We start from the raw sequence: 14,805 nt of genomic DNA on the forward strand, positions 1-14,805 counted from the left end.
CGACCGCCCGCCCCGGTCGCGGCTCAGGGATCGGTGCGCCGCCGGGCCGCCGGATCGGGGATGGCGTTCGTCATCCCCGGCAGGAACTCGGTGAACAGCGCGTGCACGTCACGCACGAGCGGCCGCAGCACCCGGAAGCGGGCCAGGGCGACGCCGCGCGCCGTGAGCCGGGCGCCGCGCTCGGCCAGCCGGTAGCTGCGCTCGCGCCCCTCGGTGCGGTCGAAGATCCAGTACAGGACGAGCCCCATCTGCGACAGCCACATCAACTCGGGCAGGACCTCCCGCAGTTCCTCGGGCACCTTGGTCTTCGTGGCCCCGGCGAGCACCTCCCGGTGGACGCTGATGGCCTCCTCGCGCGCGTGCTCCGACTCGGGGGAGAAGGGGCTGAGCGGGCTGTCCGGGTCGGCGGCGTTCTTGAAGAACTGCACCGCGAACTCGTGGTACGGCGCCGCGATGTCGAGCCAGGCCCGCAGCACCCCCGCCAGGCGGGCCTCCAGGTCGCTCTCCCGGTCCAGGATCTCCCGGACCGCCACCTGGTGCTCGGCGGCGATCCGGTCGTAGAAGCCCTGGATCAGGTGCTCCTTGCCCGCGAAGTAGTAGTACGCGTTGCCGACGGAGACCCCGGCCTCCGTGGCGATGGCCCGCATCGTCGTCTTGTCGTAGCCGCGCTCCTGGAACAGCCGCATGGCCGTCTCCAGGATCAGGGCGCGGGTCTGCTCGGACTTGGTGGGGGCGCCGTCGTCGGGGCCGTCGTTCTTCGCGGGCACGGAAAGAGAGCCTAACGTCAGCACCGGTGCGGCTACCGAGGGGCGCAGGTGCCGTCGGCGCAGCCCGGTGGGGTGTAGCTCCAGCCGCCGGCGGGGTCGTACGACCAGCCGTCCGCCCGCCGGTACACCCGGCCGTCCCACTGCGCGCCGCCGCGCCGCCCCCGGTGCCCCTGCGCACCGCGCCACTTGGCGGCGGCGAGCACCGCCCCCTTGGCGAGCCGGGCACCGGACGGCGTGCTCAGCCGGTGGGCGAGCGGCCGGTGCTCGCGCAGCGCCCACAGGGTGACCACCCAGGCGGCGGGGCCCCGGTAGACCTGCCCGGCGTCCCCGACGACGGTGATCTCGTCGAGGGTCGCGCCGTGGTCGAGGCCGGGGAAGCGCCGCCGGGCCTCCTCGGAGGCGGCCGGGACCAGCTCCAGCGGCACCAGTTGGGGCTGCCGCAGGAGCCAGTCGCGCAGGAACGCGCACAGGGAGCACTCGGCGTCGTACAGGACGGTGAGCCGGCGGACCGGTGCGATCGCGTTCACGCGGGCCTCCGCTCAGGCCCTCGCCGACGGGGTGGCCCAGCCCTGCGGCGGCACCGGCGGCACCTGCTCCCGCTCCATGGCGCCCCGGCGCCGGATCCGGTTGAGCACGTAGACGTTGCTCAGGTGCATCACGCCGAGCACCAGCAGCACCACGCCGAGCTTGGTCGACAGGGCCTCGAAGATGCCGCGCGCGTCGGCGATGGTCTCGTCGTCGCTCAGGTACAGAGCGACGAACCCGAGGTTGACGAGGTAGAAGCCGACCACCAGGAGGTGGTTGACGGCGTCGGCGAGCTTCTCGTTGCCGTGCAGCACGTCGGCGAGGAAGATCCTCCCGTTCTTGCTGAGCGTGCGGGCCACCCAGACGGTCAGGCCGATGCTGACCAGCAGGTAGATGACGTAGGCGATGACCGTGCGGTCCATTGCCCCACCCTTCTTGAACACGTTCAAAACGCTGTCGGGGATGACTCTAGACATACTTTTGAACATGTTCAACACAAGGTCCGGGGTGATTGTCAGTGGCGCCTCGTACTGTCGTCGGCATGGGAATCGTGACGTTCGTCGACGAGACGACGGCGGGGGAGCGGCGGACGGCCTGGGGGCTGGAGATCGCCGAAGAGCGGCTGACCGTAGGGGAACTGATCCGGCGCCGGGTGTTCCAGGAGGTCGCGGAGTACAACGCCCGCACGCCGGAGATCTTCCAGGGCCTCGTACAGCCCGAGGACACCGAGCGCGTGCTGAACGGCTACGCGGTGCGCACGCCCCGCCGGATCGACCCCGAGGCGCAGACGGCCCTGGCCCAGCGGGCCTTCGCAGCGAACGGCTTCCTGGTGCTGGTGGGGGACCGTCAGGTCACCGACCCGGACGAGGAGATCGAGTTGACGCTCGGCACCGAGGTCACGTTCCTGAAGCTCGTCCCCCTGGTCGGTGGCTGATGACTGCCTTCCGCACCCCCCGGTCGCACACGGACCGGCTGCGCAACAGGATCGCCGAAGGCGACACCGGCCGGGTCGCCGACGAGGCACTGCGCATCATGGACTCCAGCCGCGGCAGCTGGGGCGGATGCTGGGAGCAGGTGCTGGACCAGCTCCGGGCCCTGCCGGCCGACGACCGCCGCGAGCTGCTGCACGCCCTGGCCGACCGCTTCGACCAGGCCGGTGACGACACGGAGGCCCGCTGCCGCCATCTCGCCCTGTGCGCCCTGGTCTCCGAGGGCCTCGGCGGCGCGGAGAGCCTCACCGACGATCCGCTGGCCGCCGAGCGCCGCAAGGCCCTGGACGACCTCGCCCGGCGGCAGTCCTTCTGGTACGCGGCGCGTTTCGAAGTCCTGGGCCGGGCCGAGCTGGCTGCGGGAGGCCCTCTCCCGGCCCCCGTCGTGGCCGTGGTCCGCCGCGCGGCCCTGGACGCCTACCGCGCCGACGACCTCGTCGGGCTGGCCCGGCAGCTCACCGACCCCGTCCTCAACGTCGGCGAGGCCTGGGCCGAACAGGCCCTGAGTGACGCGACCACCCCGGAGTGGCAGGCCCTCCTCACGCACGCGTCGACGGCCACGGCCTCCAAGCCCACGGCCAAGTGGGACAAGCAGGCCCGCACCCTGCTGGACACCCTCGGCACCGACCGCGTCCGCGAAACGGTCCTGTCCTGGCTCGCCCTCGTGGGCCGCCCCCGCACGCTCCCCCTGGAACGCCAGACGTGGGAGCCGGACATCAACAACGCCTACGACCCGTACAACGCGACGGCCCTGCGCGGCGTGGCCTGGCTCCTCTCCCTGCTGCCGCCCCACCCCGGCACCGCCCGGGCCCTGGGCGCCCTGGTCGAGACCTCACTGAGGAAGGTCGCGGGCATCGGCCCCCGCAACCCGAAGGTCGCCAACGCGGGTGTCGTCGCGCTGGCCCGCATCGACTCCGAGGCGGCCCTCGCCGAACTCGCCCGGCTGGCCACGCGCGTGACGTACAAGAACACGGCCAAGCTCCTCGACACGGCCCTGGAGGCCCGTGCCACCGCGCTCGGCCTCGGCCGCGAGGAGATCGAGGAACTGGCTGTCCCGGCGTACGGCCTGACGGAGGTCGGCCGGGCGACGCACCACCTCGGCGAGGCGACGGCCCTGTTGGAGATCCACGGCACCCGGGCCGTGCTGGGCTGGCGCAACGCCGCGGGCAGGCCCGTCAAGACCGTGCCTGCCGCGGTGAAGCGCGACCACCCCGACGAACTGAAGGAACTCAAGACCGCGGTCAAGGACATCGACAAGATGCTCTCGGCGCAGAGCGAGCGCCTGGACCGCCAGTTCCTGGCCCGCCGCACCTGGCCGTACGCCGTCTGGCGCGAGCGCTACCTCGACCACCCGCTCGTCGGCACGCTGGCCCGCCGCCTGCTGTGGACGATCGACGGCAGGACGGCCGGCTGGGTGGACGGCGACCTGCGCACACTCGCCGACGAACCGCTCACGGAGGGCAGCCGGGTCGAGCTGTGGCACCCGGCCGGCCGCGAGCCCTCCGAGATCGTCGCCTGGCGCGACCGGCTGGAGCGGCACGGCATCACCCAGCCGTTCAAACAGGCCCACCGCGAGATCTACCTGCTCACGGACGCCGAGCGTGCCACCGGCAGCTACTCCAACCGCTTCGCGGCGCACATCCTGCGCCAGCACCAGTTCAACTCCCTGGCCGCGATCCGCGGCTGGCGCAACAAGCTGCGCCTGTGCGTCGACGACTCGGCCCCGCCCGCCACCCGCGAGCTGCCCCAGTGGGGTCTGCGCGCCGAGTACTGGATCGAGGGCGAGGGCGAGGAGTACGGCGTCGACACCACCGACTCCGGCAGCTATCTGCGCCTGCGCACCGACCAGGTCCGCTTCTACCCGATCGACGCCCCGGAGAACTCGGCGCACTGCTACGGCGGCGAGTACGCCATGTGGCTCCGCGACGGCCGGGACCCCGTCGCCCCGATCCCCCTGGAGGACATCCCACCCCTGGTCCTCTCCGAAGTCCTGCGCGACGTCGACCTGTTCGTCGGCGTGGCCAGCGTCGGCAACGACCCGACCTGGCAGGACGGCGGCCCCGGCGGCCGCTTCCGCGAGTACTGGACGTCGTACGGCTTCGGCGAGCTGAACGCGAGCGCCGAGACCCGCCGCACGCTGCTCGACCGCCTGATACCCCGCCTGGCCATCGCCGACCGCTGCACCCTGGAGGGCCGCTTCCTCCACGTCCGCGGCGACCGCCACACCTACAAGATCCACCTGGGCTCGGGCAACATCCTCATGACCCCGAACGACCAGTACCTCTGCATCGTCCCGAAGTCCGACCCGACGGCCCCCGGGACGGGCTACCTCCCCTTCGAGGGTGACCGCATGCTGGCGGTCATCCTGAGCAAGGCGATGATGCTGGCGCAGGACACGAAGATCACGGACCCTTCGATCCTGAGCCAGTTGTGAGAGGGGCCGGGGCCCCACGACGTCACCCGATGCCGATACGGGTCTTCCAGTAGTCCGCCCGGGCGATGATCTCCGTACCGGAGCCGCTCAGAGCGGTCTTGCTTTGCGGAAGCGGATGCGCCGGAGTCCGGCCCGGTCGAGTGGGTGGCCAGTCGGCCTGGTGAGGACGAGGCCGCTGACTCTCCAGTCCGGCCCTGTGGTCTCGCGCTCCTTGTGCTTCTTCAGAGAGTGGATGGATTCGGTGAGGAGGGCGATGCGGAGTCGCTTGTTTTCGGCTGGCCGGCCTTGAGGATTTCCGCCACGTCGAGGGTCACCTTCGCACCGATGGAGTCCGGCAGAGTGACGAGCTCGCCCGGGGCATGCGGACGGTGGTTCTCGTAGGTGCTTCCGACCGGGGCCGTCAGGACGTGGAGGCGTTGGTGCTTGCGGTCCACGACGACGTAGACCGGGACCTTCGCCTCGGCGTAGGCGGCGACCTTCGTCTTCAGGTCGTTCTTCCAGTTCGTGGAGGTGACCTCCAATACGAGGCGGAAGCAGACCGGGTCGTAGGCGTTGTTCTCGACGCGGTGATCCTCGAAGTCGGCGTCCACGACCGCGAGGTCGGGGATGGCATAGTCCTCCGGCTCCATGGGCAGCCAAAGGCCGACGCCCTGAAGGACCTCGGTTTCGCCTCCATCCAGATCGGCTGCCATGAAGGGACGCATGAGCTTGGTCAGCGCGCGAGCATGGGCGCCGTCAGGGGACGGGGTCACGAGGAGATGGCCTCCGATGATCTCGACGCGGTAGCCCGGATGGCGCTCCATGATCTCGTCGGCGATGGTCGTCAGGGTGACCGGCTCTTCGTCGTGGAAGGGCTGCTCGACGGAAGCTGCGGACATCAGGTGCCTCCTGGGGGCTGGTGTCGAGAGCATCATCGTAGGCAGGACGACGTCCGTGCGGCCCGTTCCGCTGCGCTCACCCGAAGGTGTGGCATATGCCAGAGGGCCCCGTCTCCAGCGGAAACAGGGCCCTCATGAGCAAGCGGTCGATCTCAGTAGCGGCGCGTGATCAGCGCCCGCTTCACCTCTGCGATCGCCTTCGTGACCTCGATACCGCGCGGGCAGGCGTCCGTGCAGTTGAAGGTCGTGCGGCAGCGCCAGACGCCGTCGCGGTCGTTGAGGATCTCCAGGCGCTGCTCGCCGGCCTCGTCACGCGAGTCGAAGATGAAGCGGTGCGCGTTGACGATGGCGGCCGGGCCGAAGTACTGGCCGTCGTTCCAGAAGACCGGGCACGACGTGGTGCAGGCCGCGCAGAGGATGCACTTCGTCGTGTCGTCGAAGCGCTCGCGATCCTCGGCCGTCTGGAAACGCTCACGCGTCGGCTCGTTCGTGTCCTTCGTGACGAGGAAGGGCATGACGTCCCGGTACGCCTGGAAGAACGGCTCCATGTCGACCACGAGGTCCTTCAGGACCGTGAGGCCCTTTATGGCCTCGACCGTGATCGGCTTCTCGGGGTTGATGTCCTTGATCAGTGTCTTGCAGGCCAGACGGTTCTTGCCGTTGATCCGCATGGCGTCCGAGCCGCAGATGCCGTGCGCGCAGGAACGGCGGAACGTCAGCGTGCCGTCCAGGTCCCACTTGATCTTGTGGAGGGCGTCGAGGACGCGCTCCTTCGGGTCGATCTCGACCTGGAAGTCCTCCCAGGTGGCGTCCGCAGCGACCTCCGGGTTGAACCGGCGGATGCGGAAGGTGACCGTGATGTAGGGGGAGTCGGCGAAACCGGGCTCGGGCTTGCCGGCCGCGTCTTCCTTGTCCAGAACAGGGGTAGCCATCAGTACTTACGCTCCATCGGCTGGTAGCGGGTCTGGACGACCGGCTTGTAGTCGAGACGGACGGTTTCGGAGCCGTCGGCGCCGACCTCGCGGTACGCCATGGTGTGCCGCATGAAGTTGACGTCGTCGCGGTTCGGGTAGTCCTCGCGGTAGTGACCGCCGCGGGACTCCTTGCGGGCGAGCGCGGAGACCGCCATGACCTCGGCGAGGTCGAGCAGGTTGCCCAGTTCGACGGCCTCCAGCAGGTCCGTGTTGAACCGCTTGCCCTTGTCCTGGATCGAGACGTTCTTGTAGCGCTCGCGCAGCTCCGCGATCTTCTCGACCGCCGTCTTGATCGTCTGCTCGGTGCGGAACACCATGACGTTGGCGTCCATGGTGTCCTGCAGCTCACGCCGCAGCTCCGCCACGCGCTCGTTGCCGGTGGCGTCGCGCAGCCGCTCCACCTGCTCGAGCACGAGCTCCGCCGGGTTCTCCGGCAGCTCGACGAACTCCGCCTTCTGCGCGTACTCCGCGGCGGCGATACCGGCGCGCTTGCCGAAGACGTTGATGTCCAGCAGCGAGTTCGTGCCGAGACGGTTGGCGCCGTGCACGGAGACGCAGGCGACCTCGCCGGCCGCGTACAGGCCCGGGACGACCGTGGTGTTGTCCGCCAGGACCTCACCCTCGACGTTGGTCGGGATGCCGCCCATGGCGTAGTGCGCGGTCGGCTGGATCGGGATCGGGTCCGTGTAGGGCTCGATACCGAGGTACGTGCGGGCGAACTCCGTGATGTCCGGGAGCTTCGCGTCCAGCTGCTCCGGCGGGAGGTGGGTGAGGTCGAGGTAGACGTGGTCGCCCTCGGGACCGCAGCCGCGGCCCTCACGGATCTCCGTGTAGATGGAGCGGGACACGACGTCACGCGACGCCAGGTCCTTCATGACCGGCGCGTACTTCTCCATGAAGCGCTCGCCGTCCTTGTTGCGGAGGATGCCGCCCTCACCGCGGGCGCCCTCCGTCAGCAGGATGCCCATGCGCCAGATGCCGGTCGGGTGGAACTGGAAGAACTCCATGTCCTCCAGCGGCAGGCCGCGGCGGTAGACCGCCGCCTGGCCGTCGCCGGTCAGCGTGTGCGCGTTGGACGTCACCTTGAAGAACTTGCCGCAGCCGCCGGACGCGTAGACCACGGACTTCGCCTGGAAGACGTGGATCTCACCGGTCGCCAGCTCGTACGCCACGACACCGGCCGACCTCTTGACGCCGTCGACCTCGGTGATCAGCTGGTCCAGGACGTAGAACTCGTTGTAGAACTCCACGCCCTCCTTGACGCAGTTCTGGTACAGCGTCTGGAGGATCATGTGGCCGGTGCGGTCGGCCGCGTAGCAGGAGCGGCGGACCGGGGCCTCGCCGTGGTTGCGCGAGTGACCGCCGAAGCGGCGCTGGTCGATCGTGCCGTTCGGGGTGCGGTTGAACGGCAGGCCCATCTTCTCCAGGTCGAGGACCGAGTCGATGGCCTCCTTCGCCAGGATCTCGGCGGCGTCCTGGTCGACCAGGTAGTCACCGCCCTTGACCGTGTCGAAGGTGTGCCACTCCCAGTTGTCCTCCTCCACGTTGGCGAGCGCGGCGGCCATGCCGCCCTGCGCGGCGCCCGTGTGGGAGCGGGTCGGGTAGAGCTTGGTCAGCACGGCGGTGCGGCTGCGCTTCGTGGACTCGATGGCCGCGCGCATGCCCGCGCCACCGGCGCCGACGATGACGGTGTCGTACTTGTGGATCTTCATGATTCTCGCAACCCCGTGCCTAGCGGATGTTCGGGTCGAAGGTGAAGATCACCAGCGTGCCCAGCAGGATGGTGAACACCGTGGCGGTGTAGAGCAGGCCCTTGAGCCACAGCCGGGTGTTCGCGCGCTCCGCGTAGTCGTTGATGACCGTGCGCAGGCCGTTGGCGCCGTGCAGCATGGCGAGCCACAGCATCAGCAGGTCCCAGACCTGCCAGAACGGGGACGCCCAGCGGCCCGCCACGAAGGCGAAGCCGATCTTGGAGACGCCGCCGTCCAGCACGAGCTGGATCAGCAGGTGGCCGAGGACCAGCACGACCAGCACCACGCCGGACAGGCGCATGAACAGCCAGGCCGCCAGCTCGAAGTTGCCCCGGGTGGTCTTCGGGGTCTTCTTGGTGCGCTGGCGCGGGGCCTCGATGAAGGGCGCCGGGTTGTCGACGGTGTAGACGGCGCCGCCCTCGACGGGGCCGACGCCGGCGGCGGTCTTCTCAGACGTGGACATTGGCGTCAGCTCCCGAAGAGTTCACGAGCGGCGTGGCCGAGGACGGGGTAGATCGCCCCGAGCATCAGCACGACCCACAGGGCGACGACGGTCCAGAGCATCTGCTTCTGGTAGCGGGCGCCCTTGATCCAGAAGTCGACGGCGATGACACGCAGGCCGTTGAGCGCGTGGAAGAGGATGGCGGCGACGAGGCCGTACTCCAGCAGCGCGACGATCGGCGTCTTGTACGTGGCCACGACGGTGTCGTAGGCCTCAGGGGACACACGGACGAGGGCGGTGTCCAGCACGTGGACGAACAGGAAGAAGAAGATGAGGACGCCGGTGACTCGATGAGCCACCCAGGACCACATTCCTTCCCGGCCGCGGTACAGCGTTCCAGCCGGCACGGAAGTTTCCTCCGGGAGCGGGGATTGGGGCCGCGCCGGCTTGGTGTGTCGGTCGGGCCCGGCCGGGTACGGTCCACCGGCCCCCAGCATCGTAGCGATGCGCTGCGGCTGGGCTGCGCCGGGGTCTGGCTGTGTGATCAAACTGGCATGCGTACGGGCTAGCGGAAACGGTTTTTGGGGTGGGGCGTCCTGTTATCGGCCGGAGGCGGGTGCGCTGTGGTTGTTCGCGCAGTTCCCCGCGCCCCTGAGGGCGCTGACCAGCCGCCCGCTCGCCAGGCGCCGGAGTTCATCGGCCACGACCACCCGCTCTTCTTCCGGATCGTTCGTCAATCGTGACCGGATGGCTTCGAGGAGGCGGTCCAGGGTCTCGGACGGGGAGACACCGTCCAGGCAGATGACGAACACGTGTCCGAAGCGGGCCTCGTAGGCGGCGTGGGCCGCGCTGAGGGCGGTGTGGGCCGCGGAGTAGGTGTCCGGCGGGAGCGTGGGCAGGGGCTCGGCCGCCAGCGCGTCCGTGAGGTCGGGCCAGGTCAGGTCGTAGGCCGCCTCGTCCGCGGCGGCCAGCAGGGAGTCCAGGTCCGGGTAGGGGCGGTGGTCCACGACGCGCCGGGCCCAGCGGAGGCTGCGCAGGCAGGAGAGGAGGGCCTGCTCCAGGTCCGGTGCGGAGGCTGCGTTGAAGTGCTCCACCGGTATGGCGAGGCGGCCGGGGAGGTCTGGGAGACGGTGCGCGGGCAGCGTGGGTCCTCGTGGGCGTCACGTGTGTCGGCAGGGCAGGTTGTGAGAGATGTGACGTCACGCTATCGAGTACGACCATGACGTGTCCGAAGGATGCCTGAATTTCACTCGCGGGAGAGAGTTTCGGAACGCGTGGTGGACGCGCGCCGTGTGGCGCCGGGTTTTAGGTTGGCTGTGTGAGTCAGCACAGGCGCCGGACTTCGGCGAAGCAGGAGAAACAGCGGCAGGTGCTGGTCGTGGCCATGGCGGTAGCCCTGGTCGTGGTCGCGGCCGGGGTGAGTCTTGGGCTCTGGGCGGCCTCGGGCGGTGACAGCGGGCCCACGGCCTCGGAGGCCGGATCCTCGCGGGGGGCCACCGCGGCGGCACCACCGGACGGAGCGCCGGAGGCGAGCCCTGGCCCGTCCCGCTCCTACGCCCTGTCCGAACCGCCGCGCACCATCCCCGCCGTGCGTGACCACGAGCCGGCGCGGGGCCCGGGCTGGCGCCCCGAGAAGGGCAACCGGGTGGTCGTGGACGACCCGGCGCTGGCCGACGAGGGCCGGCTGGTCGCCGGCGAGCTGGGGATGGCGTACGCGGGCGAGAAGGACGACGAGCGGGCCGGGGACCTGCGGCTGGCGCTGAACGACGGCAAGGGCGCGAACCCGGAGTCGTACGTGATGACCGTGCGCGACGGGCGGGCCGAGATCAGCGGGCCCACCGACACGGGCGTCTTCTACGGCACCCGCACGCTCAAGCAGGAGACGCACGAGGGCGGCACGGCGCCCGAGGGGGTCGTGAAGGACGAGCCGGCCAAGGCGCAGCGCGGCTTCATGCTGGACATCGCGCGCAAGAACTTCACGGCCGGCTGGATCGAGGACCGGATCCGGGAATTGGGCGATCTGAAGTTCAACCAGCTGGGGCTGCACTTCTCCGACGACCAGGGGTTCCGGATCGAGTCCTCCTCGCATCCCGAGATCGTGTCGCAGCAGCATCTGACCAAGGCGCAGGTGCGGAAGATCATCGACCTCGCGCAGAGCCGGCACATCACGATCGTGCCCGAGATCGACTCGCCCGGGCACCTCGGGGCGGTCCTCGACGCCCACCCCGACCTGCAGCTGCGCACCGCGCAGGGCTCGGCGGTGCAGGGCGCCATCGACATCTCCAAGGCCGAGAGCGCCGAGATCGTCGACGACCTGCTCAACGAGTACGCGGACCTCTTCCCCGGCGGGCCGTGGCACCTCGGCGGCGACGAGTACCAGGCGCTGACTCGGTCGAACCCGGAGGCGTCGTTCCCGCAGCTGGCCGCCGCCGCCCAGGAGAGGTACGGCTCCGGGGCGACGGTCGCCGACCTCGCGACCGGCTGGCTGAACGACCGGGCCGACACCGTCCGCGCCCACCAGCGCACCCCGCGCGCCTGGAACGACGGCTTCTTCCGCGGCACCTCCGTCCAGGCCGCCGAGGACATCCAGGTCGCCTACTGGACCGGCAAGGAGATCGGCGCCCGGGCGCCCCTGGAGTACCTGCAAGCCGGCCGCAAGGTGATCAACTACAACGACGAGTTCCTGTACTACGTGCTCGGCGAGCCGCAGACGTTCGTCTACCCGACGGGTCAGCGGATCTACGAGCAGTGGACGCCGCGGGTGCTGCGCGGCACCGCGGCCGTGCCGGAGCGCTACGACGGCCAGATCCTCGGCGGGTCCTTCGCGGTGTGGTGCGACCTCGCGAACTCCCAGACACAGGACCAGGTGGCGGCCGGGATCCGGATGCCGCTGCGGGCGACCGTCCAGAAGCTGTGGGACCCGGACAGGCCCGAGCTGTCCTGGGCGGAGTTCCGGGCGCTGGCGGACAGGCTCGGCTGACCGGCGCGAATTGGCGCATACGGCTGCGAACCTCCGTACGGCTGTGGTGGTCTTCTGACGCGAGCCGATTCGAATATGCCGGGGGGAACCGGGACATGGGCTACTGGGGATACTTCGTCGTGGGCCGGGGAGAGCGGCCGCTGCCGGGGCTGGACGCGCTGGCGGGTGCCGGGGACGCTCCGACGCAGCGCGCCTCGGCGCCGGGCGGATGGCAGGTGTGGGAGTACCCGAGCAGTGACGGCGACATCGGGAACATGAACGCCCTCGCCCGGGAGACCGGAGCGCCCGCGCTCTTCGGGTACGTCATGAACAGCGAGTGCGTGGTGCTGGAGGCCGCGGCTCCGGAGAGCGGGGCGTGGACGACCTGCCTCGCGCGCTCCGCGATGGCCGGGTACCTGGGGGCGGGCCGCGAGGGCCTGACGCTGGAGGACTACTTCCTGGAGCCCGGCGACGCCGCCGAGCGTGCCGTGCGCTGGGCCGCCGAGGCCGGACGCGAAGTGAACGCCGGCGCCTTGGTGGACGTACTGACGTCAGACCCCGGTCCCTTGGCCGAAAACCTCTTGTTCCGCTTCCTCGACCGACTGGGCGTGGTGCCCCTGTGACACTCCGGGGCCGTTGCACGCAGTAAGGGGAAGTGCGGGTTCCGTGAGGGGTGAGGGCTGGCAGTGGCCTGATCGGGCCCCGGAGAAGGCCCGCGGAGGGAGGCGTGGATGAGCCTGGTGGAGTTGATCGCACAGGCCGACGAACGCGGGCTGGCCGCGAGCGGGCTGGCTTGTTTGGATCGGTGCGTGCCCCTGCTGGGCGGCGGCGACGAGACCCTGCGGCCGGTGTGGGCGAGTCTCAGCGACGGCGCGGGTGCCGGCGAGTGGGGTGAGCGGCTGGAGCAGGTGCGCGGCAAGCTGGACGCGGCCGGCGCCGGGGACGAGGCGGTCGTGCTCGCCCACCGGATGCTCGAGGCCGCTCCCGCCGAGCGGTCCGCCGCGGGAGTCCGGGCGTGGGCCGACGCCTGCTCCGTCGCCTCCCTCCAGATCCACCGGCTGCTGGACACCGCCGAGGACGAGGCCTCGTCCGTCGACTCCCGCCGCGAGGGCCTCACGGACGGCATGTCGCCCCTCGTCGCCGCTGAACTGCGCCGCCAGATCACCGTCCTGGAGGTCCTGGCCGGGCACGGCCCGGCCGGGCTGCGCCGGGCGCTGGAGGTGTCGACCGAGGGGCGGCGGGTGCTGCGCGCGGTGGTGTCCCGCCGGAGCAGGCAGCAAAGCTGAGGGAAGAAGTGGCCACCGATGGCCCGGCCGGCCTAAACCCGGTTCCTGGAAGGGTCCTGTGACTGTCCGTTGAGCGAGCTGGGGCGGTCCTGCGCGGCTTCGGGGAAGCCGCCGGATCAGGGTGACGAAACGCTTCGCCGCAGCGCTTTCCGTGATGTGACGATTCAAGCGGAGACCAGGCCATCGGCGGCTGCGAAGCCGCTGCGATGGGCGGCGGACACAGTGGCGACGATGCGCGAGGGAGCACGGCTGCACCTCGACTACTCGGCACAGAGTCTGTGGAGCATCGACCGGATGATCGAGGGGATACGGCGGGAAGGGGCGCCCCGCGCCGCCGTCGGGGAGGTACTGCGCGGCTTCGGCGCCTACACCGGTGAGGTGATGGTGCGCCAGACCGGCGCCGAGTGGTGGGCGACCGGCGGCGACCACTGGATCCGCACTCCCGACGGGCGCCTGTGGGACCCCATCGACGAGGCCCGCCGCTGCTACGCCGGCCATGGATCGCTGCGGCTGCTGTGCCGGGACGCGGTGAGCGCCGAGCCCCGGCGGTAGCGTCAGCGCGCGAGCACGTCCTCGCCCCCGCCCTCGCCCCCGCCCCCGCCCTCGTGCTCGTCCTCGTCCCGGGGCCCGGGCGGCTCCGGCGCGGGCTCGGCCGGCTTGCCGGCGTTCGCGGCCAGGGTGCGGATCTCGGGCAGGTCGTCGTAGAGGTTCTGCCCGGGGCACTCGGTCGGATAGCCGTCGCGATGGCCGGAGACGCGGTGGAACGTGGCCTTCTGGCCCAGCTTGTACTTGCCGTTGTCGGCACCGGAGGTCAGCACGACCGTCCCGGTCGGGTCGATGCCGTAGAGGCCGAGCTTCCACGCCGCGACCTTCGCGACCGACTCGCGCACCGCGGCGTTGGTGGCCGCCGCGGAGTATTCGCCGAGCACCGAGACACTGCTGGTGGCGGTGTTGAACCCGTAGGCGTGCGCGCCGAGGACGGGCTTGTCGGTGCCGCCCGCACGGCCCTCGAAGACGGTGCCGCACTTGTCGACGAGGAAGTGGTAGCCGATGTCGTTCCAGCCGTTGCTCTTCACGTGGTAGAGGAACACGCCGCGCACGATCGACGCCGACTCGGAGCAGGCGTAGTCGTTGGTGCCCGCCGTGTGGTGGACGAACATCGCCTTGGTGTCGCCGGTGTAGGTAGGCGGATCCTTCACCAGGGACTCGTCGGCGCCCCAGGAGGAGCGTGACGTCAGGACGGGGCGTTCGGCCGCGAGCGGACCGGCGGCCTGCCCGACGACACCCGGTCCGACGACCGCGGTGTGCACGGCGTCCGACCCGGCCTCGGGGTCGATCAGTTCGACGCGCAACCCGGCCGGCAGGCGCGAGCCCGAGACGCGCACCTGGACTCCGTCCGAGGGCCCGGTCCACAACGGCTGGGTGCTGCCGCGCACCCCGGCCCGGTCGTGGTCGGGACCGGTCTCGGGCGTACGGACGTCCGTCTCCAGAGGACGCCACGCGCTCCACGTGCCGCTCTCCCGGGAGCGGGTGCGCACCCGGGCGGTGCCGTCCAGGGCCGCGTCCGGGTCGTCCCACGTGACGCCGATCAGGCTGAACGGCTCGGTGGTGCGCGGGGCGAGGGACCGTTCGCCGGGGTCGCCGCCCGGCACCCGGACGGAGTGCACACCGTCCGAGGAGGTGGCCCGGGCGGGCTGGGTCAGGCCGAGGGCGCCGAGGGCCAGTGCGGTGGCGACGGCGGTGCGCAGGAGGCGGGGTGTCATACGGCGCTCGCCTTTCGTGGGCGGTGGCATCGCGAGC

General features: G+C 70.7%; 16 protein-coding genes. 6 read left to right on the forward strand and 10 right to left on the reverse strand.

Features of this window, described 5'->3' with window-relative positions:
* Positions 1–23 precede the first annotated feature (23 nt).
* From ACFU3E_RS15955 to ACFU3E_RS15965, 3 genes are read right to left on the reverse strand one after another with little or no spacing between them, the layout of a single operon-like run.
* A complete protein-coding gene (locus tag ACFU3E_RS15955; protein WP_384157399.1) occupies positions 24–767 on the reverse strand; it encodes a TetR/AcrR family transcriptional regulator in 744 nt (247 codons plus the stop codon).
* 32 nt (positions 768–799) lie between these two features.
* Positions 800–1,294, reverse strand: coding sequence for a thiol-disulfide oxidoreductase DCC family protein (locus ACFU3E_RS15960; protein WP_384157402.1), 495 nt, complete (start codon positions 1,292–1,294; stop codon positions 800–802).
* Positions 1,295–1,306: 12 nt separating this feature from the next.
* Complete coding sequence (locus ACFU3E_RS15965) at positions 1,307–1,714, reverse strand: hypothetical protein (protein ID WP_384157405.1); 408 nt, start codon at positions 1,712–1,714, stop codon at positions 1,307–1,309.
* Positions 1,715–1,833: 119 nt separating this feature from the next.
* Between ACFU3E_RS15965 and ACFU3E_RS15970 the strand changes: the two genes are divergently transcribed.
* A complete protein-coding gene (locus tag ACFU3E_RS15970) occupies positions 1,834–2,226 on the forward strand; it encodes a hypothetical protein (RefSeq protein ID WP_384157407.1) in 393 nt (130 codons plus the stop codon).
* Positions 2,226–4,715: a DUF4132 domain-containing protein gene (locus tag ACFU3E_RS15975; protein WP_384157410.1), complete on the forward strand. Its 2,490-nt coding sequence runs from the start codon at positions 2,226–2,228 to the stop codon at positions 4,713–4,715. Before ACFU3E_RS15970 ends, ACFU3E_RS15975 begins: the two co-directional genes overlap by 1 nt.
* Before the next feature lie 221 nt (positions 4,716–4,936).
* On the opposite strand, the gene ACFU3E_RS15980 is transcribed toward ACFU3E_RS15975, so the two are convergent.
* From ACFU3E_RS15980 to ACFU3E_RS16005, 6 genes are all read right to left on the reverse strand, one after another.
* Positions 4,937–5,593, reverse strand: a complete 657-nt coding sequence (locus tag ACFU3E_RS15980) for a Uma2 family endonuclease (protein WP_384157413.1) — start codon at positions 5,591–5,593, stop codon at positions 4,937–4,939.
* A gap of 152 nt (positions 5,594–5,745) precedes the next feature.
* Complete coding sequence (locus ACFU3E_RS15985) at positions 5,746–6,525, reverse strand: succinate dehydrogenase iron-sulfur subunit (protein WP_384157416.1); 780 nt, start codon at positions 6,523–6,525, stop codon at positions 5,746–5,748.
* A complete protein-coding gene (gene sdhA, locus ACFU3E_RS15990; protein ID WP_384157419.1) occupies positions 6,525–8,279 on the reverse strand; it encodes a succinate dehydrogenase flavoprotein subunit in 1,755 nt (584 codons plus the stop codon). The genes ACFU3E_RS15985 and sdhA overlap by 1 nt, the downstream gene beginning before the upstream one ends.
* A gap of 19 nt (positions 8,280–8,298) precedes the next feature.
* Positions 8,299–8,781, reverse strand: coding sequence for a succinate dehydrogenase hydrophobic membrane anchor subunit (locus ACFU3E_RS15995; protein WP_107455798.1), 483 nt, complete (start codon positions 8,779–8,781; stop codon positions 8,299–8,301).
* 5 nt (positions 8,782–8,786) lie between these two features.
* Complete coding sequence (gene sdhC, locus ACFU3E_RS16000; protein ID WP_031107855.1) at positions 8,787–9,167, reverse strand: succinate dehydrogenase, cytochrome b556 subunit; 381 nt, start codon at positions 9,165–9,167, stop codon at positions 8,787–8,789.
* Between the two features lie 192 nt (positions 9,168–9,359).
* Positions 9,360–9,854, reverse strand: a complete 495-nt coding sequence (locus tag ACFU3E_RS16005) for a 2-oxo-4-hydroxy-4-carboxy-5-ureidoimidazoline decarboxylase (protein WP_384157422.1) — start codon at positions 9,852–9,854, stop codon at positions 9,360–9,362.
* A 290-nt stretch (positions 9,855–10,144) separates the two neighbouring features.
* On the opposite strand from ACFU3E_RS16005, the gene ACFU3E_RS16010 reads away from it, so the two are divergent.
* The 4 genes from ACFU3E_RS16010 to ACFU3E_RS16025 all read left to right on the forward strand — a co-directional run bounded on the left by ACFU3E_RS16010 (position 10,145) and on the right by ACFU3E_RS16025 (position 13,557).
* Positions 10,145–11,740 (forward strand): glycoside hydrolase family 20 protein, encoded by a 1,596-nt coding sequence (locus ACFU3E_RS16010; protein WP_384157503.1) that lies wholly within the window; start codon positions 10,145–10,147, stop codon positions 11,738–11,740.
* Between the two features lie 95 nt (positions 11,741–11,835).
* Positions 11,836–12,342, forward strand: a complete 507-nt coding sequence (locus ACFU3E_RS16015) for a hypothetical protein (RefSeq protein WP_384157425.1) — start codon at positions 11,836–11,838, stop codon at positions 12,340–12,342.
* Positions 12,343–12,450: 108 nt separating this feature from the next.
* Complete coding sequence (locus tag ACFU3E_RS16020; RefSeq protein ID WP_384157428.1) at positions 12,451–13,005, forward strand: hypothetical protein; 555 nt, start codon at positions 12,451–12,453, stop codon at positions 13,003–13,005.
* Between the two features lie 156 nt (positions 13,006–13,161).
* Positions 13,162–13,557 carry a hypothetical protein gene (locus ACFU3E_RS16025; RefSeq protein WP_384157431.1) on the forward strand — a complete coding sequence of 132 codons (396 nt, stop codon included), beginning with the start codon at positions 13,162–13,164 and terminating at the stop codon, positions 13,555–13,557.
* A gap of 2 nt (positions 13,558–13,559) precedes the next feature.
* Here the strand turns inward: ACFU3E_RS16025 and ACFU3E_RS16030 are convergent, their stop codons facing one another.
* A complete protein-coding gene (locus ACFU3E_RS16030; RefSeq protein WP_384157434.1) occupies positions 13,560–14,768 on the reverse strand; it encodes an N-acetylmuramoyl-L-alanine amidase in 1,209 nt (402 codons plus the stop codon).
* Positions 14,769–14,805 lie beyond the last annotated feature (37 nt).

It is taken from the genome of Streptomyces sp. NPDC057424 (genome assembly GCF_042803315.1).
Taxonomy (GTDB): domain Bacteria; phylum Actinomycetota; class Actinomycetes; order Streptomycetales; family Streptomycetaceae; genus Streptomyces.